Source organism: Aliiruegeria lutimaris, assembly GCF_900099935.1.
Classification (GTDB): domain Bacteria; phylum Pseudomonadota; class Alphaproteobacteria; order Rhodobacterales; family Rhodobacteraceae; genus Tropicimonas; species Tropicimonas lutimaris.
Genome location: NZ_FNEK01000003.1, coordinates 137,159 through 155,404 on the forward strand (window position 1 = coordinate 137,159; position 18,246 = coordinate 155,404).

The 18,246-nt window shown below is 64.7% G+C and carries 19 protein-coding genes; 12 read left to right on the forward strand and 7 right to left on the reverse strand.

The window, feature by feature from the left end:
- Positions 1-67: 67 nt before the first annotated feature.
- Positions 68-1,108: an aldo/keto reductase gene (locus BLR85_RS02770; RefSeq protein ID WP_093149202.1), complete on the forward strand. Its 1,041-nt coding sequence runs from the start codon at positions 68-70 to the stop codon at positions 1,106-1,108.
- An 86-nt stretch (positions 1,109-1,194) separates the two neighbouring features.
- Here BLR85_RS02770 and rplI read toward each other — a convergent pair whose 3' ends face one another.
- The 3 genes from rplI to rpsF are packed head-to-tail and all read right to left on the reverse strand — an operon-like array spanning position 1,195 to position 2,444.
- Positions 1,195-1,818 carry a 50S ribosomal protein L9 gene (gene rplI, locus BLR85_RS02775; protein ID WP_093148972.1) on the reverse strand — a complete coding sequence of 208 codons (624 nt, stop codon included), beginning with the start codon at positions 1,816-1,818 and terminating at the stop codon, positions 1,195-1,197.
- Positions 1,819-1,830: 12 nt separating this feature from the next.
- Positions 1,831-2,058 carry a 30S ribosomal protein S18 gene (gene rpsR, locus BLR85_RS02780; protein WP_010139260.1) on the reverse strand — a complete coding sequence of 76 codons (228 nt, stop codon included), beginning with the start codon at positions 2,056-2,058 and terminating at the stop codon, positions 1,831-1,833.
- A gap of 29 nt (positions 2,059-2,087) precedes the next feature.
- Positions 2,088-2,444, reverse strand: a complete 357-nt coding sequence (gene rpsF, locus BLR85_RS02785; protein ID WP_068309744.1) for a 30S ribosomal protein S6 — start codon at positions 2,442-2,444, stop codon at positions 2,088-2,090.
- A 265-nt stretch (positions 2,445-2,709) separates the two neighbouring features.
- Between rpsF and BLR85_RS02790 the strand changes: the two genes are divergently transcribed.
- The gene (locus BLR85_RS02790) at positions 2,710-3,294 is read left to right on the forward strand and encodes a YceI family protein (RefSeq protein ID WP_093148976.1); all 585 of its coding nucleotides are present in this window, start codon (positions 2,710-2,712) and stop codon (positions 3,292-3,294) included.
- Between the two features lie 418 nt (positions 3,295-3,712).
- Positions 3,713-4,120 carry a c-type cytochrome gene (locus BLR85_RS02795; RefSeq protein ID WP_093149206.1) on the forward strand — a complete coding sequence of 136 codons (408 nt, stop codon included), beginning with the start codon at positions 3,713-3,715 and terminating at the stop codon, positions 4,118-4,120.
- Positions 4,121-4,277: 157 nt separating this feature from the next.
- Here the strand turns inward: BLR85_RS02795 and BLR85_RS02800 are convergent, their stop codons facing one another.
- Positions 4,278-5,477 (reverse strand): cytochrome b/b6 domain-containing protein, encoded by a 1,200-nt coding sequence (locus BLR85_RS02800; protein WP_093148981.1) that lies wholly within the window; start codon positions 5,475-5,477, stop codon positions 4,278-4,280.
- A gap of 168 nt (positions 5,478-5,645) precedes the next feature.
- On the opposite strand from BLR85_RS02800, the gene fabD reads away from it, so the two are divergent.
- On the forward strand, positions 5,646-6,578 hold the full coding sequence (fabD, locus tag BLR85_RS02805; protein ID WP_093148986.1) for an ACP S-malonyltransferase: 933 nt from the start codon (positions 5,646-5,648) through the stop codon (positions 6,576-6,578).
- 203 nt (positions 6,579-6,781) lie between these two features.
- Positions 6,782-7,735: a calcium/sodium antiporter gene (locus BLR85_RS02810; protein WP_093148990.1), complete on the forward strand. Its 954-nt coding sequence runs from the start codon at positions 6,782-6,784 to the stop codon at positions 7,733-7,735.
- A gap of 61 nt (positions 7,736-7,796) precedes the next feature.
- Here BLR85_RS02810 and BLR85_RS02815 read toward each other — a convergent pair whose 3' ends face one another.
- Positions 7,797-9,551 (reverse strand): acetolactate synthase 3 large subunit, encoded by a 1,755-nt coding sequence (locus tag BLR85_RS02815; RefSeq protein ID WP_093148994.1) that lies wholly within the window; start codon positions 9,549-9,551, stop codon positions 7,797-7,799.
- Positions 9,552-9,924: 373 nt separating this feature from the next.
- On the opposite strand from BLR85_RS02815, the gene BLR85_RS02820 reads away from it, so the two are divergent.
- From BLR85_RS02820 to BLR85_RS02840, 5 genes are all read left to right on the forward strand, one after another.
- Positions 9,925-10,848, forward strand: a complete 924-nt coding sequence (locus BLR85_RS02820) for an MBL fold metallo-hydrolase (protein ID WP_244520587.1) — start codon at positions 9,925-9,927, stop codon at positions 10,846-10,848.
- Between the two features lie 15 nt (positions 10,849-10,863).
- Positions 10,864-11,412: a thioredoxin family protein gene (locus tag BLR85_RS02825; protein WP_093149002.1), complete on the forward strand. Its 549-nt coding sequence runs from the start codon at positions 10,864-10,866 to the stop codon at positions 11,410-11,412.
- Between the two features lie 4 nt (positions 11,413-11,416).
- Positions 11,417-12,082 carry an HAD-IA family hydrolase gene (locus tag BLR85_RS02830; RefSeq protein ID WP_244520588.1) on the forward strand — a complete coding sequence of 222 codons (666 nt, stop codon included), beginning with the start codon at positions 11,417-11,419 and terminating at the stop codon, positions 12,080-12,082.
- Entirely contained in the window at positions 12,082-12,774 is a 693-nt protein-coding gene (locus BLR85_RS02835; protein ID WP_093149011.1) for an HAD-IA family hydrolase, read from the forward strand. The genes BLR85_RS02830 and BLR85_RS02835 overlap by 1 nt, the downstream gene beginning before the upstream one ends.
- Positions 12,775-12,940: 166 nt before the next feature.
- Positions 12,941-13,231, forward strand: a complete 291-nt coding sequence (locus BLR85_RS02840; protein WP_093149016.1) for a hypothetical protein — start codon at positions 12,941-12,943, stop codon at positions 13,229-13,231.
- An 84-nt stretch (positions 13,232-13,315) separates the two neighbouring features.
- On the opposite strand, the gene BLR85_RS02845 is transcribed toward BLR85_RS02840, so the two are convergent.
- Together BLR85_RS02845 and BLR85_RS02850 are read right to left on the reverse strand one after the other, a co-directional pair.
- Positions 13,316-14,068: a YbaY family lipoprotein gene (locus BLR85_RS02845; RefSeq protein ID WP_170844435.1), complete on the reverse strand. Its 753-nt coding sequence runs from the start codon at positions 14,066-14,068 to the stop codon at positions 13,316-13,318.
- A gap of 109 nt (positions 14,069-14,177) precedes the next feature.
- Positions 14,178-14,618, reverse strand: coding sequence for an Rrf2 family transcriptional regulator (locus BLR85_RS02850; RefSeq protein ID WP_093149022.1), 441 nt, complete (start codon positions 14,616-14,618; stop codon positions 14,178-14,180).
- Between the two features lie 127 nt (positions 14,619-14,745).
- Here BLR85_RS02850 and cydD point away from each other — a divergent pair, with 127 nt between their 5' ends.
- Both cydD and BLR85_RS02860 read left to right on the forward strand, forming a co-directional pair.
- On the forward strand, positions 14,746-16,440 hold the full coding sequence (gene cydD / locus BLR85_RS02855; protein ID WP_093149025.1) for a thiol reductant ABC exporter subunit CydD: 1,695 nt from the start codon (positions 14,746-14,748) through the stop codon (positions 16,438-16,440).
- Complete coding sequence (locus BLR85_RS02860; protein WP_093149028.1) at positions 16,437-18,092, forward strand: amino acid ABC transporter ATP-binding/permease protein; 1,656 nt, start codon at positions 16,437-16,439, stop codon at positions 18,090-18,092. Before cydD ends, BLR85_RS02860 begins: the two co-directional genes overlap by 4 nt.
- Positions 18,093-18,246: the final 154 nt, after the last annotated feature.

Sequence of the window (18,246 nt, forward strand, 5' to 3'; positions counted from 1 at the left end):
GTCCTTTGTCTGCGACACTGGTGCCGTCCGGTTCGGCGCCGGGCCAACTCAGCAGGGGAAATTCGTCATGCGCTATCGCCGTCTCGGCCATTCCGGCCTTTTCGTTTCCGAGCTTTGCCTCGGCACCATGACATTCGGCGGCTCCGACGGCATGTGGGGCCAGATCGGCAAGCTGCAGCAGGACGAGGCGGATACACTCGTCCGTGTCGCGGTGGACGCAGGGGTCAATTTCATCGATACGGCCAATGTCTATGCGTCCGGGCGGAGCGAGGAGATCCTCGGCCAATCGCTGCGCAATCTCGGGATCGCGCGGCAGGACGTGGTGATCGCCACCAAGGTCCATGGCGCGATGGGCGTGGGGCCGAATGCGCGCGGGCTGTCGCGGGCGCATATCCTCGACCAGGTCGATGCGAGCCTGAAGCGGATGCAGATCGATCATATCGACCTCTACCAGCTTCACGGCGTCGATCCGGCCACGACCGTCATCGAAACGCTGGAGGCGCTCGATACGCTCGTGCGCTCGGGCCGCGTGCGCTACATCGGCGTGTCGAACTGGGCCGCCTGGCAGATCGTCAAGGCGGTTGGCATCGCCGAGGCGCGCAAGCTGGCGCCCATCGTTTCGCTGCAGGCCTATTACACGCTCGCGGGGCGCGACCTTGAACGCGAACTGGTGCCAATGCTGCGCGCGGAGGAGATCGGCCTGATGGTGTGGAGCCCGCTTGCGGGCGGCTTCCTGTCGGGCAAGTTCGACCGCGAAGCCTCGACGGCCGAAGGGCGGCGTGTCAGTTTCGATTTCCCGCCCATCGACAAGGAACGCGCCTATGACGCGGTGGACGCGATGCGGAAAATCGCAAAGGATAAGGATTGCAGCATTCCGCAGGTGGCGATTGCCTGGTTGCTGCATCAGAAGGTGGTGACGAGCGTGATCGTCGGCGCCAAGCGGGTCGACCAGCTTACCGACAATCTCGGCGCGGTCGACGTGGCGTTGACGGAAGAGGATCTCGCGGCCCTCGACGCGGTCACGCAGCTTCCATCGGAATATCCCGGCTGGATGATCGAGCGGCAGGGCGAGGCGCGGGCCGGGCAGTTGCGGGACCAGCGGCGCTGAGAGAGGCCAGGACACACCGGCCGCCGCCAAAGCAAAACGGGCCGCTCCTTTGAGCGGCCCGTTTCATTTCCCGATAACGGGAAAGATCAGTCTTCGATCGGTTCCTGCGGGGCCTCTTCGGCGGTGGCGCCGCGCAGGTCCTCGTCGTCTTCCGCGGCAGAACCCATGTCGTCGAACAGCTCGGCGATTTCGAATTCGTTCTGCGCTTCCTCTTCGGCGGCCAGTTCCTGGATGGACTTGCCGGTGGCCTGAAGTTCGGCCTCTTCCTGGGAGCGGGCGACGTTCATGATGATGGTCACCTGAACCTCGGGGTGCAGGGTCACGGTCATCTCGTGCAGGCCGAGCTCCTTGATCGGCTTCGGCGTGGTGACCTGCTTCTTGTCGACCGAGAAACCACCGGCGGTGGCTGCTTCGGCGGCATCACGCGGGGTGACCGAGCCATAGAGCGCGCCGGCGTCGGAAGCCGAGCGAATCACGATGAACCGCTGACCGTCGAGCGCGACGGCGAGGCTTTCGGCCTCTTTCTTGCTCTCGAGGTTGCGGGCTTCCAGCTGGGCCTTCTCGGCTTCGAACCGGGCCTTGTTGGCCTCGGAGGCACGAAGGGCCTTGCCTTGCGGCAGCAGGAAGTTGCGGGCATAGCCGTCCTTGACGGAAACGACTTCGCCCATCTGGCCAAGCTTGGCCACACGTTCCAGAAGGATGACGTCCATTGTCGGGTCTCCTTATTTCACGGCGTAAGGCAGCAGGGCGAGGAAGCGGGCGCGTTTGATGGCACGGGCCAGCTCACGCTGCTTCTTGGCCGAAACGGCGGTGATGCGGGACGGTACGATCTTGCCGCGCTCGGACACGTAGCGCTGCAGGAGACGGGTGTCCTTGTAATCGATCTTGGGCGCGTTCTCACCAGAGAACGGGCAGACCTTCCGGCGGCGGAAAAACGGTTTTGCAGCCATGGTTTATGCTCCTTTTCTCAGGTTTCGAATTAACGGCGCTCGCGACGGCGATCGTCGCGGTCGTCGCGCTTCTGCATCTGGGCGGACGGGCCTTCGACATGCTCGTCCACCTTGATGGTAAGCACGCGCATCACGTCGTCATGCAGGCGCATCAGGCGCTCCATTTCCTGCACGGCCGGCGCGGGGGCGTCGGTCTTGAGGAAGGCGTAGTGGCCCTTGCGGTTTTTGTTGATTTTGTAGGCCATGGTCTTGACGCCCCAGTATTCCTGGTCGACGACTTGGCCACCATTATCGGCCAGAACGGTCGAGAAGTGCTCGATCAGCCCTTCGGCCTGCGCGTTGGACAGGTCCTGACGCGAGATGAAAACATGCTCGTAAAGCGGCATGCGAACTCCTGTCATTTCTAAAGCGGCCTTCATAGGGCGGGCAAATTCTCCGCTGCCTGTCCACGAGAGGCGCCGCTGGATGATATTGGATCGCGGAGATGGGTGCAGCTACGCCAAATCCCCGGTGATTGCAACCCTTCAGGGGCGGGGACGGGGACTTTGCTGCAGCGCAGAGGGTCTGTGCGTCCGTGCGCGATTTCTTCGGGCACTGCCCGTGTCATGTGTGTCCGTGTAAAGCCAATTTCTCTGCACGGAGCAAACTGAAATGACCCTTCGCCTGATCCCCGCGGCGTTCGCCGCTGCCACCCTGATGTCCGCCACGGCTGTCTCGGCCGCGCCCGAAACCTATGTGCTCGACCCCAGCCACAGCCAGGTTGTCTTCTCCTATAACCACCTCGGTTACTCGACCACGACCGGGATGTTCTCCGGTTTCGAAGGAGAGATTGCGCTCGACGCGGAAGACCCGGCGGCAAGCTCGGTGAACGTCTCCATGCCGGTGCTGTCGATGTTTACCGGCTGGGAAGCCCGCGACGGCCATTTCATGTCCGAGGATTTCTTTGGCGCGGCCGAAGGCGACCTGGTGAGCTTCAACTCGACCGGGATCGAGGTGACCGGCGGGAACACGGCGCTGATCACCGGCACGCTCAGCATGAACGGCGTCGAGAAGGAAGTCGTGCTCGACACCGTGCTGAACGCCGCGGGCACCCATCCGATGGAAAACAAGGAATGGGCCGGGTTCACCGCCACGACCACGCTTCTACGCTCCGATTTCGGCCTCGGGCTCTACGCGCCCTATGTCAGCGACGAGGTCGCGGTGATGATCTCCGTGGAGGCGATGAAGGCCGAGTAATCCGCCTTTCGAAGACATGAAACGAGGCCCGCCGGTTGGTTCCGGCGGGCCTTTTCATATCTGCCCGGAAGGCGAGGGATTGCGGCGATAAAACTGCAAGCGGTCCGGCGCGTTACGCCGACGGATTTTCGACGGGAGCGAAAGGAACGCGGAGCGGTTCTCGTGCACGGAACGGTCTCGGCCCTGCGTGCCTTCGCTACGCTGTCGCCTTTTCGTGCGTAGCCATCACTGGCACCTATCCGCGAAAGTCCCCGCCTTCTTGGCTGACCGTTGTGCCGCCGGTCGCCAGGGCTCACGAAAAAACGCACCCCGTTTTCCTGACGCGTTGGAGCAAATGCGCGTCTTCCCGATGATCCAGATCATAGCTTACCCAAGGTCAATCTCGTACCCTTCGGACGCCACAAAAGGGAGAATAGAGATGTTTGAACCAAGAATTTTCGGTGGCGCGTTGATAGCGGTGGCGATTTGCATTTTCGGTGTCTCGGGAGCGTTCGCCGAAACAGCGGGCGAACGTGAGTACATGATCGCTTGTGCGGGGTGCCACGGAGAGAGTGCGATGGGGGACGGGCCTCTCGCCGCACTCCTGAACGTCCCGACCCCCGGTCTGTTGGAGCTCTCAAAGGCGAACGATGGTAAATTCCCGTTCGAGGAGCTCTTAACCACGATCGACGGTCGCGATGGCGTGAGGGCGCACGGAAGCACGATGCCGATCTGGGGTGAGCGCTTCCAGTCCTCCGCGACCAGCCAGCGTGGAGAAACGGCGGACATGGTTGCACGGGGACGTATCCTGTCTCTGGTCTATTACCTGCAATCAATCCAGCAATAGTCCACAACAGGCGATCCGGATTTTCCTTGGTGTCCCGCGAAGCCGGGCTCCGCGGGAACAGCAGTTCACGGTCGCTCGCTGCGTTTCCTGTCGCATTCTTCGGGCGTGAAGGCGAACTTGCGTGCTTTTGACGAAGCTCCCGCCGGCCCGCTGTGTCTCAGCCGTTGCGCTGAGCCGTCAGGTCGATCTCGATCCGCACGTTGAAGGCGAGCGATGCCTCATCCGTCTGGCTGTCGCCGATATGGAAATCGCGCCGGTCAATTTCGGTCGTGGCCCACATCCGGGCGGTGTCGCCGTCCAGTTCGAGTGTGAAGGGCATCGTCATCGGAACTTCGACGCCGCGCAGCAGCAGGCTGCCGTCCGCGATATAGCTGCCATCGCGACCGGGCAGGATATCGGCTCGGAACGTGGCCGTGGGATGTTGTCCGGCGTCGAAGAAATCGGCACCGAGCGCTTGGGCGGTGACTGAGCCGAGGCCGAGGCCGAGCGAGCCGATGGCGATCGTGACCTCGGCGCTGCCATGACGTCCGTCGGTCGGGTCTTCGTCGAAGGTAATGGCGGCGGTCCAGTCGGCGAAGCTGCCTGTCACATCGGAGCCGAACTGGTGAATAGTGATGGCGAGCGTGCCTTCCTGAACCTGCCAGTCGGAGACAACCTCGGCCAGATCGGCGGCTTGCGGGTGATCGGTTTCCGCTTCCGCGCCCATCAGGGCCAGCCCGGAGACCGCCAACAGGATGACCACGGCTGCGACATGGGGCAGGCGGCCATGCGTGGCCGTCCCGGAAGCGGCGGCGACCGTGCCGTTCCACATGCGCGCAAGCGTGGCGTCCCGGTCGATCAGCACATGTTTGACGACGCCAGCCAGGTGCAGCGCCAGCGCCGCCGCCAGCGCATAGGCGAGAACCGCGTGCAGCCCGCTGGCGACCGCCGCCACGGCGGGAGATTTCGGCACGAAGGGCAGGGACTGTCCGAACGGCCACCAGATCGGCGCGAAACCCTCGGTGGCGGCATGTTCGATCCAGCCGGTGAGCGGAACGAGCACGATCGAGCCGTAAAGAAGCCAGTGCACGGCCTCGGCCAGCGAGATCTCCAGCGGTTTGTCGGCATGGAGCGGGGCGGGCTTCTTCTGCGCCAGCGCCCAGGCGATGCGGGCCAGCGCGACGAGGAAGGCGGTGACGCCGAGCGTCTTGTGGATGGTGAAGAGATTGGCCTTCAGCGCAAGCTGCTCGGGCGTGTCAAAGGGCAATTCATGGGCGATCAGCCCAAGCGGCAGGAGGGCGAGGATCACCAGGGCGGTGGCCCAGTGAAAGGCGCGCGTGACGACGCCGTAGGAAACGTGAGTATTTGCGAGCGACAAGGGAGGTCTCCGGAGGATCAGGGGGTGCCCGGAGAGACTATTGGCCCCGCTTGCGCAAGTGTATGGGCCCGGCCGCACAGGATATGTGCGATCATGGGGCCGCTTGTTCGAACCTGCGTCTGCGGTTAGACGAGGCGACACGAATCGGGACGGAAAGGGCAAGAAACAATGACTCGGGCATTCGTATTTCCTGGACAGGGCGCGCAGGCAATCGGCATGGGCAAGGCGCTGGCAGAGGCCTACCCGGCAGCCAAGGCTGTCTTTGACGAGGTGGACGCCGCGCTTGGCCAGAAGCTGTCGGACCTGATCTGGGAGGGCGAGATCGAGGCGTTGACGCTCACCGAAAATGCCCAGCCTGCGTTGATGGCGACTTCGATCGCCGCGCTGAAGGCATTGGAGGCCGAGGGGATCGGAGTCGAGACAGCATCCTTCGTGGCCGGACACTCGCTGGGCGAGTATTCGGCGCTGGCCGCTGCTGGTGCGATCAGCATCTCGGACACCGCGCGGCTGCTGCGCACGCGGGGGCAGGCCATGCAAAAGGCCGTTCCAGTGGGCCAGGGCGCGATGGCCGCGATCCTCGGGCTGGACTACGCCGCGGTGAGCGCTGTGGCAGCAGAGGCGGCGCAAGGCGATGTCTGCGCTGCGGCCAATGACAACGATCCTGCGCAGGTGGTGGTCTCGGGCGCAAAGGCGGCGGTCGAAAGGGCGGTGGAGATCGCCAAGGGCAAGGGCGCCAAGCGCGCGCTCCTGCTGCCGGTCTCCGCACCCTTCCATTGCGCACTGATGGCGCCGGCGGCGGACGTGATGGCCGAGGCGCTGGCCGCGGTCGAGATCAAAGCGCCGAAGGTGCCGGTCGTGGCCAATGTGCGCGCCGAGGCGGTAAGCGACCCCGATGAAATCCGCAAACTGCTGGTGGAGCAGGTGACCGCCGCCGTGCGCTGGCGCGAGTCGGTGGCGTGGATGGCCGGACAGGGCGTGGACGAGATCTGGGAGATCGGTGCGGGCAAGGCTCTCACCGGCATGGTGCGCCGGATCGACCGTTCGGTGGCGATCCTCAATGTGGGCACGCCCGAGGATGTGGCCAAGGCCAGGGAGGCCTGAACCGCGTCCCTTTCCCGCGCTGAACTGCACGGATGAGCCTGTTGAAACGCCCGCCCGGGACATGGCGGGCGTTTTCCTTTTCCGGGCGGGCGGCGCTTCGTGCAGGGATGCCGGAAAAGAAAGTGCGCGGAAACTCTCGCTCCCTCTTGCAGGGCGCATAGGCGGTGACGATCTGCCTTTGGTTGAACATGCGGAGATAACAAGTGATCGCGCTCGGCTTGATTGTCCTTGGTCTGGCCGGGCTGGTGCTCGGTGGTGAATTGCTGCTTCGAGGGGCCGTTTCGGCGGCGCGGAACCTGCGTATCTCGCCCATGGTCATCGGCCTGACCCTCGTCGGTTTCGGCACCTCGACGCCGGAGCTTGTCACCAGCCTTCAGGCCGCGCTCGAGGGGTCTCCGGGCATCGCGGTTGGCAATATCGTGGGCAGCAATATTGGTAACGTCCTGCTGATCCTCGGTATCGCGGCGCTGCTCGCACCCATAGCCGTTGCCCCGGCCGCCTTGCTGCGTGATGGCACTATGCTCATGATCGCAACGGGCCTTTGCCTCGTTGTGGTGCTGCTGGGGAATGTCGGCCGGCTGGGCGGGGGCGTTCTGGCCGCGGCATTGGCGGGCTATCTCTTCTACACGTTTCGGGCGGAGAGGCTTGCTTCGGGGACGGCGGCGTCCGAGCTCTACGAAGCCGAGGCGGAGATTCTGCCGGGCGCGGGGCAGTCCGTCGGTGCTGCGCTCGGGCTGGCTGCTATCGGGCTGATCGTCACCATTCTCGGTGCGCGCTTCCTGGTGGTGGGCGCCATTTCGGCGGCACAGGCGGTCGGCATATCGGAGACCGTTATCGGGCTGACCATCGTCGCCATTGGCACCTCGATGCCGGAACTGGTGACCTCGGTGATCGCGGTGCGCAAGGGGCAGGGAGATGTGGCCCTGGGTAACGTGTTGGGCAGCAACATCTTTAACGTGCTCGGAATCCTCGGGGTCACGGCGATGGTGCAACCCATCGCCGTGCCGACGGAGATCATCCGCTTTGATATCTGGGTGATGACCGGTGCGGCGCTGATGCTGGTTCTGTTCGCCCGGACGGGATGGCGGATTGGCCGGCGCGAAGGGGGCGTGATGCTGGGCTGTTACATCGGCTATTTGTGTTGGCTTCTGGTCTGAACGGCCAAACTGAAAAAGGCCGGCTCGCTGGAGCCGGCCCTTGCATTGCTTGTTTGCTGGATCAGACGAGCACCGCGCCGGTGCTGCCAATCGCGTCCTTGGTGGAGGCCTCGCCCAGCAGCATGGAGTTATGCGGTTCGCCCGACGGGATCATCGGGAAACAGTTCTCGTGCTTCTCGACAAGGCAGTCGAAGATGACCGGACCGTCATAGGCGATCATCTCCATGATCGCGTCGTCGAGATCGGCCGGGTCCGACACCTGGAAGCCCTTGCCGCCGAAGGCATCCGCGAGCTTGACGAAATCGGGCAGCGCCTCGGACCAGCTGTGGGAGTAGCGCTCGCCATGCAGCAGCTCCTGCCACTGGCGCACCATGCCCAACCGCTCATTGTTCAGGATGAACTGCTTGACCGGCAGGTCGAATTGCCGGGCCGTGCCCATCTCCTGGATGTTCATCATGAAGGAGGCGTCGCCCGCGACGTTGATGACGAGCGCGTCCGGGTGGGCCACCTGCACGCCGATGGAGGCGGGCAGGCCATAGCCCATCGTGCCCAGACCACCGGAGGTCATCCAGCGGTTGGGATCGTCGAAGCCCAAGAACTGCGCCGCCCACATCTGGTGCTGGCCGACCTCGGTGCAGATATAGCGGTCGTATTTCTTGGTCAGCGCTTCCAGCCGCTGGAGGGCGTGTTGCGGCTTGATGATCTTGTCGGAGTTCTTGAACGTCAGGCAGCGGACTTCCTTCCATTCCTCGATCTGCGACCACCACTTGGCGATCGCCTCCTTGTTCACCTTGCGTCCGCGCGCCTTCCAGATGCGCAGGGCATCTTCCAGAACATGCGCCACGTCGCCGACGATCGGGATGTCGGTGCGGATGACCTTGTTGATCGAGGACGGGTCGATATCTATATGTGCCTTGATCGAGTTCGGGCTGAAATCGGCGATCCGGCCGGTGATCCGGTCATCGAAACGCGCACCGATATTGATCATCAGGTCGCAGCCATGCATGGCCAGGTTGGCCTCGTAGAGACCATGCATGCCCAGCATGCCCAGCCACTTGTCGCCCGAGGCCGGGTAGGCGCCGAGCCCCATCAGCGTCGAGGTGATCGGGAATCCCGTGGCCTCGACGAATTCGCGCAAGAGCTGGCTGGCGACATTGCCCGAATTGATCACGCCGCCGCCGGTATAGAAGATCGGCCGCTCGGCCGTCTCCATCGCCGCGACCAGTTCGGTGATCATCTCGACATCGCCCTTCACCTTGGGGCGGTAGTGGCCCTGACGGATCTCGTTCGGCGCCAGGTAAGTGCCGGTGGCGAACTGGACATCCTTCGGAATGTCGATCAGCACCGGGCCGGGGCGGCCCGCGGTGGCGACGTGGAAGGCCTGGTGGATCGTCGAGGCGAGATCGTCGGTATCCTTCACCAGCCAGTTATGCTTGGTGCAGGGCCGGGTGATGCCAACCGTGTCGGCCTCCTGGAAGGCGTCCGAGCCGATCATGAAGGTCGGAACCTGGCCCGACAGGACGACCATCGGGATCGAATCCATCAGCGCGTCGGTGATGCCGGTGACGGCATTGGTGGCGCCGGGGCCCGAGGTGACCAGGACGACGCCCGGCTTGCCGGTCGAGCGGGCATAGCCCTCGGCGGCATGGGCCGCGCCCTGTTCGTGGCGAACGAGGATGTGCTTGATACCCTGATCCTGAAAGATCTCGTCATAAATGGGTAGTACGGCGCCGCCGGGATAGCCGAACACGACGTCCACGCCCTGGTCCTTCAGGGCCTGGACAACCATTCTTGCTCCGGTCATTTGCTGCGCCATCTTGCATCTCCATCATCGTCTGGCGTTGCGGCAATAAAAAACCCCCGTCGTTGACGAGGGCGCATGGGGTACCGTTATGGTCAACCGTTACCGGCCCATGCGCCTTTCCCCTACGAGTACAAGAATGAGTGCCATTCTTTGGGTTTCCTTTGCATCTGTGCGCGCGACCATATGGGCGTCTGCCGGGAGGGTCAACGCCATTTTTGGATAAAATGACGCAGGTTGCGGGCGCGGCGAAACAATCTTTCGCGAGAGGCTCTGTCGCGGTGCGGGTCGATCCGTGCAGTCGCGCGGAATTGCGCTGCAAGGGCTGTTCTATTCGCCATATTGAATGTAAGAATGCATCCGCGATTGGCGTGAGGGAGGACAAGCCGTGAAACTGACCCGTAGAACGATGATGCAAGGGGCGCTGGCGGGAGCCGCGCTCGGGGGGGCGGGGTTCGCGCCGCGCTGGTCGCACGCCTCGGTGGCGCTTGGCGACATGACGGTCGAGACCCTGAGTGATGGACATCTCGTGTTGCCCGCCGATTTCATCTTTGGCCCCATGCCCAAGGACGAGCTCGGCCCGGTCCTTGCAGCCAATGGCATGACGCCTGACGCGGCGTTGACGCCGGAATGTAATCTCACGCTCCTGCGCAGCGGTGACAGCGTGATCCTGTTCGATGCCGGTTCCGGATCGAGTTTCCAGCAGAGCGCCGGCAAGATCGCGGATGCGCTCGATGCGGCCGGGCTTGCGCCCGAAGACATCACCCATGTCGTCTTCACTCATGGCCACCCGGACCATCTCTGGGGGGTCATGGACGATTTCGACGAGCCGTTTTTCTACGAGGCGCAGCACTTTATCGGCAAGACGGAGTGGGATTACTGGATCGACCCGAAGACGGTCGACACGATTGACCCGGGCCGCACAACAATGGCGGTCGGCGCCCAGCGGCGGCTGGCGGAGATGGAAGACGCGATGACCTTCTTCGAGGATGGCGAGGAGATCCTGCCCGGCGTGGCCGCCCGCATGACCCCCGGCCACACGCCTGGCCACATGTCCTTCGAGATCCGCTCGGGCAGCGAGAGCCTGATGGTGATCGGCGATGCCATCGGCAACCATCACGTCGCCTTTGCCCGCCCGGGCTGGCATTCGGGCTCCGACCAGGACCAGGAACTGGGCGCTGCGACCAGAATGGCCCTCATGGACCAGATTGCGAACGAGCAGATGCGCATCATTGGCTTCCACTTGCCGGGCGGCGGTATTGGGCGTGCGGAAAAGACGGCGGACGGCTATAGGTTCGTTCAGGAGAGCTGATCCGAGGAGGCCGCGATGGCTGTAGCACCGCCCGTCTGCGATTTCGGCTGGAAGGCCGTGGATTTCGACCTTCCGGCCACCGATGGAAAGCGTTACCGGCTGGCGGATGTTGCGGGGCCGAACGGCCTGCTGCTGATGTTCATCTGTAATCACTGCCCTTACGTTCTGCGCGCCATGGAACGGATCGTGCGGGACGGCGCGGAGTTGCAGGGGCTCGGGATCGGCGTGGCGGCAATCTGTTCCAACGATGCCGCGGCCTATTCGGCCGATTCCTTTGAGAACATGGTGAAAAAGGCCCGCGACTGGGGCCTTTCCTTTCCCTATCTCCACGACGAGGACCAGACGGTCGCCCGCGCCTATGATGCCGCCTGCACGCCGGATTTCTTCGGTTTCAATGCTGCCGGCGCGCTGCAATATCGCGGGCGTCTTGACGCAGCGCGAAAGGATGCCGCAGCCCCGGGCTTGCGACGTGACCTGTTCGAGGCCATGAAACAGGTGGCCGAAACGGGCGCAGGCCCCGAAGAGCAGGTTCCCTCCATGGGCTGCTCCATCAAGTGGAAATAGCATCATGAACATCGTCTTCGACCTCGACGGCACGCTGATCGACAGCGCGCCGGATATCCAGGCCGTGTCTGCCAAGATCCTCGGAAAACTTGGAAAACCAGCGCTGACGATCGAGGAGACGCGGAATTTCGTCGGCGAGGGCGCAAGGATCCTCGTCAGCCGTATGATGGCCGCCCGCGGGATCGAAGAGACGCCCGAGCGCCACGCGCAGATCTTTGGCGAATTCGTCGCCGAGTATGAATTCGCGGTGGAAAAAGCGGTGTTCTATCCCGGCGTGGTCGATGCGCTGGCGGTGCTCAAGGGGGGCGGCCACAAGCTGGCTCTGTGCACCAACAAGCCCGAACTGCCCGCCCGCGCGGTGATGAAACATATGGGGCTCGAGCCGATCTTTGACGCCTTCATCGCCGGCGGCATGACGAAGAACCCCAAGCCCGACCCGGAAATGGCGTTGAAATGCGTCGCCGATCTCGGTGGTGGCCCGGCGCTTTATGTGGGCGATAGCGGCACTGATGCGCAGACCGCCGCCAACGCGGGCCTGCCCTTCGCGCTCTATACCGAGGGCTACCGCAAGAGCCCGGTGGATGAGATCCCGTATGACTGGGCGTTCGACCATTTCGACCTCCTGGCCGGGATCGTGGCCGAGGCGCAGGCGCGGCATCGCGCGGTCTGATGAAAGCGCTGATCTTCGATGTCGACGGGACGCTGGCGGAAACGGAGGATCTCCACCGCCGCTCCTTCAATGCCGCCTTTGCCGAGATCGGCCTGAAATGGGAGTGGGACACCGAGGTGAACCGCGGTCTGCTCTCGGTCTCCGGTGGCCTGGAACGGATGAGCTTCTTCCAGGAGCGGTTGCCGGAAACGGAGCGCGTGCCTGCGGATGTTCTGAAAGCGGTCCACGCGGCCAAGCGCCGGAACTATGCGCAGATGCTGGCGGGCGGGGCACTGTCCTTGCGTCCCGGTGTCTGGGAGTTGCTCGAAGCGGCCGGGCAGGCCGGGCTGAAACGTGCCGTGGTCACCGCCGCGAGCCGGGAGAGTTTCGACGCGCTGGCCAATGGCTGCCTGCCTGTGCCCGCCGAAGACATCTTTGAAACCATCATCACCGGCGATGACGTCACCCGCAAGAAACCGGACCCGCAGGGCTACCTTCTGGCGCTCGAACGCCTCGGCCTTGATGCGTCGGACGCGCTCGTGTTCGAAGACAGCCCCGTCGGCCATGCCGCCGCGCGCGCCGCCGGTATCCGCACCGTCGTCACCCCGTCGCCCGACGGGCCGCTCGGCGGCGATTTCGGCGGCTCGCTCGTGCTGCCCTCGCTGGAGCCAGCCAATTGGTCTGCCTTCGGATTTCCACCCGCCGCAACCTAGGGTCGGGTCGAGCCAGCGGCAAAGGGGGCAGGGCGCGTTCCTGACATTCGGAGGGCGACATTCGGCCCCGAATTCTCGTTTGCATTTCCGCCGTGCCATCTGGTTAGTTGGAACGGGTGGCGGCCACTGTCGGCCACTGATTTCTTTTTATTGAAAGGACTGTCCCGTGCTGTCCAAACCAATCCTTCTCATTCTTCCATTCACCCTCGCGTTGCTGACGGGCTGCGAATCCTCGTCGCCTCCCGGCACCAATGCCGGCGCGGAACAACTTCGTCTATCCATGACCCCGGCCATGCGTGACGCCGGGGTGCCGGATTCCTGTATCCAGCAATTGCCCACTTCGACCCTGGCCCAGGTCAAGGGCATTACCGCGTCGAGCTCGCGCACCAGCAAGGATTACCTGCAACGGCGGCAGCAAATCCGTACCGCCGCCCAAAAGGCCTGTGGCGATTTCTGAGGCCCACCGAAACGGGCGGGCGGGCCATGCCCGCCGGCTCCTTTATGTGTGCCGGATATGCCGCGCTGGAATGGACGCGCCTGCCTAGAAATCGACCGCGCGGAAGGTGGCGAGCGTGCCGCCGGCCGGGTCGAGCAGCTCCATGCTCTCGCCGCTGATGCCGAAGCTTGCCGCGGACTCCAGCGTCTTCACGAGGTTGTTCTCGAAGCTGTCATAGGGCGGAATGCAGGCCATCATGGTCATGGGGCCGGGTTTGAACTCGACCTCGGCACCGCTCACCTCGTAGGCGCCGCTGATCATGTTGCAGCCAACGGTGGCATTGTAGGTGCCATCGCTGCGCAGGATCACATGCGGCTCCCGCTGGTCATTGGCCACCGGAACCTCTTCGCCATTTAGCGTCAGCAGCTTCCAATAGGTATTCACGAAATCCGAATCTGGCATGCTCGCTTCCGGCTCGCTGACCATTTTCAGGATCATCTCCACCTCGGTGCCCGCGCCCCGCGTCAGCACCGGATAGGCAGTGTCCGTCGTCATCAAAAGCTTTTCACCCTGCTTCACGCTGGCGCGCAGGCCGTAGCTCATGCGTTCATCGACCTGCTCGGGCGCGTAATGGATCGCGAAACCATAAGGCGGCGCGCCGGGCGCTTCGATCCGGTAGGTCACGAGTGTCTTGGCCGGCGCATCGGCGAGGCTCACATCCTGCAGCACGATCTCGACGATGGCATCGGGCGGAAGCATCATGCGTTGCAGGTAGCTCACCGTGCCGGTGATTGTTTCGCCGCTCGCAAGGGCCGGTGACATCAAGAGGGCCGCGAGGGCCAGAAAAAGTCGACGCATGAATCTCTCCCGTTCAGGACAAGTTTTGCCGACGCAAGGGGATGCGGCAAGGCCTGGTTTCGCAGTGCCGTGCGACGAAGCTGTACAAGCAGAGCATTTGGGGCGCCGCTCAGCGCTGTTCAAGTTCCAGCAATGTGCGCAGGCCGGAATTTCCCTGCACCAGGTCGGCAAGCGTGACATCGTCCAGCGCGCCGTAAAACGCCTCGAGCGCTTTGGAAAGTTGGCCGCGCAGGCGGCAGGAGGCGGTCAGCGGGCAATGATTGTCCGAGCCGGCAAAGCATTCGGCAAAGGGCACATTCGCTTCGAAGACGCGGAAAACCTGGCCGACGGAAAGCGCTTCGGGGGAGACCTTCAGGCGGATGCCGCCATTGCGCCCGCGCGCGGTCTCGATGAATCCGGTCTGGCCCAGCATGTTTATGACGACGCCGAGATGGTTTTCGGAGGAATTGCAGGCTTCGGCGATCTCGGATTTTCGGACGGTCCGGTCTGCATTGATCGCGCAGAACATCAGGGCGCGCATGGCGAGGTTGGTGCGTACGGTCAGACGCATATGTGCACTTCCTTTTCGAATGCCTGGCTATCTTGGCGAGGTACGCCGAAGGGTTCCTTGATCCAGATCACAAACTTCTTCAGGTATCCAGTTTAAATGCATTGTGAATGTAGCATTGGAGCGCCTCATGGCCAACAAGCAACCCGATTTGGCCCGGGAACGCCTTGAGGCCGCGCTCGCGCCCGTCTCGCGGGCGCTGCGGCGTGCCGGGGTGATCTCGGCGGGCGCGTCGCTCTTGTGGCTGCCGCAGGCGGCACTGGTCGCGTGGCTTCTGGCCGGCCTGATCGCGGGCAGCGCGGATCGGGGCTTGGCACTGCTCGCGGCGGCGGGGTTTGCCTGTCTCGGCGCAATTCGGGCCGCTTTTCAGGTCCTCGCCGACCGAATCCTGGCCGAGGCCGCGGACCGTGTCCTCGAACGCGCGCGCGCCGATCTGGTCGCGCGGGAGGGGCGGCGGGCGCCGATGGCGCCGGGGCCACGCTCGGCGGAGCTGGCCGCGTTGGCGAGCGAGAAGCTTAAGGTGCTGGAGCCCTATATCCTGCGCTATCGTTCCGCGCAGATGCGGGTTTTCGCCGTGCCGCTGGCAATCCTGCTGCTGACCCTGGCGATTTCATGGGCGGTTGCGGTTATCCTGCTGGTCGCAGGCCCCCTGATCCCCGGTTTTATGGCGCTTGTCGGCATGGCCGCGCGCGAGGCCAGCGAGAAGCAGATGGACGAGATCGGCTCGCTGAACGGGATGCTGCTGGAACGCATCCAGGCGCTTGTCGATATCCGGCTGTTGGATGCGAGCGAGCAGGTTGCGCGCGGGTTCGAGGAACCGGCGGAGGGCCTGCGCGAACGCACGATGGCGGTGCTGCGCGTGGCCTTCCTGTCATCGACCGTGCTGGAACTTTTCTCGGCCCTCGGCGTGGCGCTGGTCGCCGTCTATGTGGGATTCGCGCTGCTCGGTACTATCGATTTCGGCGCCTGGGGCGCGCCGCTCGGCATTGGCGAGGGGGTGTTCCTGTTGCTGCTGGCGCCGGAATTCTTCCAACCCCTGCGGGATCTGGCCGCCGCCTGGCATGATAAGGCCGCCGCGACGGCGGTGGCTCGGGATCTGGTCGAGGCGGAGGCTGTGGTGCCGGTCGAAATTCTCGGAACCGGCGCCGGGGCGGTGCCCTTGCCGATGCCGGATGGCCCTGCGCTGGTTTCGGTGCGCGGGCTGGAGATCGCACTTGGAGTTACGCAGCGACTCACCTTTCCCGATTTCGACATCTCGCGCGGTGAAACCTGCGCGCTGTTGGGGCCGAGCGGGCGGGGAAAATCCACCCTTCTGACGGCTCTGGCGGGGCTGTTGCCGGTAACGGCCGGGCGGATCGAGATCGGCGGTCAACCGCTGGACGCGGCATGTGCGGATCGCTGGCGGATGTCCATCGGCTGGATCCCGCAGGCGCCGCATTTCTTTGCCGGAACCCTGCGCGCCAACCTTCGGCTGGGCGATCCGGAAGCCGGGGATAATGAGCTGCTGGCCGCGCTCCGAACGGCTCATGCCGAGGAGATCGTCGAGCGGCTTCCACGTGGGCTGCTGAGCCCGCTGGGAGAAACCGGGGCAGGGGTCTCGGGGGGAGAGGCGCGGCGGCTGATGATCGCGCGCGCCGCGCTTGGCAAGCTGCCGGTCATCCTCGCGGTCGAGCCGACGGCGAACCTCGATGCGGAGACCGCCGAGGCGGTGACGGACGGACTGCTGGCGTTGGCCGGGGCGGGCGCGACGCTGATCGTGGCCACCCATGACGAGACGCTCGCCGCCCGGCTTGGTCGGCGGATCGAGCTGGGAGAGGCTGCATGAAGCCACTGATCCCGATCCTGAAGCTGGTCTGGAATGCCGACCGTGCCGCCTTCCTGCGTGGTATCGCGCTGGCCGTTGTCGTGCTCGTGATGGGGGTGGCCCTGCTCGGTCTGTCGGGCTGGTTCATCATGGCCGCCGGGGCTGCAGGGCTGGCCGGCACGGGCGCGGGTTTCGATGTTTTCCGCCCCTCTGCCGGGGTGCGGTTCCTTGCACTCGGGCGGACGGCGGCGCGCTACGGAGAGCGGCTGCTCACGCATGATGCTACGCTCAAGGCGTTTGCAGCGCTGCGCGGGCGGCTTTTGCGCGGCATCTCCGCCGCACCCTATCGCAGCCTGCTGCGGCTGCGGGGCGCCGAGATGCTGCACCGGCTGACCGCCGATATCGATGCGCTGGACGGCATCGCGTTGCGCCTCGCCATCCCGCTGCTGGTCGGGGCGCTGGTGCTGGCCGGCGGCCTCGCCGCGCTCACGTGGCTGGTGGATTTTCGGGTCGCGGCATGGTCGGTGCTGTCGCTGGCCCTCGGCGCGACGCTAGCGCTGATCTGGGCTGCGCGCCGTTCCGACAGGCCCTCGCGCATGGCAGAGGCGGCCGGGCGGGCCTGTCGGGTGCGCCTGATCGACCATCTGCGCGGGCGCGCCATGCTGGCCTTTGCCGGGCGTCTCGACCTGTCCCGCCAGGCCGTTCTGGGGGCCGATGCTCGCGCACGGCAGGAACGGTTGATCCTCGCGCGCACCGAACGTCGCACGGGCGCGGTCGTCTCGCTGACGGCGACGTTCTCGGCCGCCGGGGCGCTCTATATCGGCGCGGAGCTGGCGCTGCGGGGCGAGATCTCCCCGGCGTTCGCCGCGCTCGGTTTCTTTGCAACATTGGGCATGGCCGAAGTGGTCGGGCCGTTGCGGCGCGCGATGCGCGAGATCGGCGGCATGCGGGACACGGCCCGCCGAGTGTTGCGCTGGCTGCCCGGGCCGGTGGCCCCGATTGCCGATGCGGTCCCGATGGCTCCGCCCGATCCCGAAGCCAGGCTGGAACTCGTGAACCTCACCGTTTCGGCCACGCCGGATGGGCCGAGGCTGGTCTCGGCGCTGTCGCTGCGGATCCGACCCGGCCAAACCCTCGCGCTTGTCGGGCGCAGCGGGGCGGGCAAGACGACGGTTCTGGACGTGGCGGCGGGCCTGATCGCGCCGCGCGCGGGCGATGTGCGCCTGCTTGGGCGCGCGTTGCCGCAATGGGAGGAGCGCGCGCTCCGGCGCCATCTGGGCTACCTGCCGCAACGCTCCGCGCTCACCAGCGGCACGATCGGCGAGGCGCTGCGCTTGGCACGGCCGGAGGCCAGCGACGCGGAGCTCTACGCGGTCCTGTCCCGCGTTGCGCTGGATGGGGTGGTGGAGCGGATCGGCGGGCTCGATGCGCGGCTCGGCGAGGGCGGGCGCGGGCTGTCGGGGGGCGAGAGCCGGCGGCTCGCCCTTGCGCGGGTGCTGCTGCGCGCGCCGGACGTGCTGCTGCTGGACGAGCCGACGGAGGGCTTGGACCGGGCAACGGCAGAGCGGGTTCTTGGCGGAATCCGCGCGGCCTGTCCCAACGCGGCGATCCTGATGGCGGCCCATCGTGCGGTCGAAAGGGACTGGGCGGACGCGCTGCATTCCGTGGGGTGAGGTTCGTCGCGCGGCGGGCGCGAGTACTCAGAGAATTTGTGGGTCCGTATCCTAAGGTGCAATTAAATTAGTTCTTTCTTTTATCTGTATCAAAGTGTGGCCTCTTTCGAGCGTGCAATAGGCGATTCAAAACAGTAATAGCAATATACCTTAT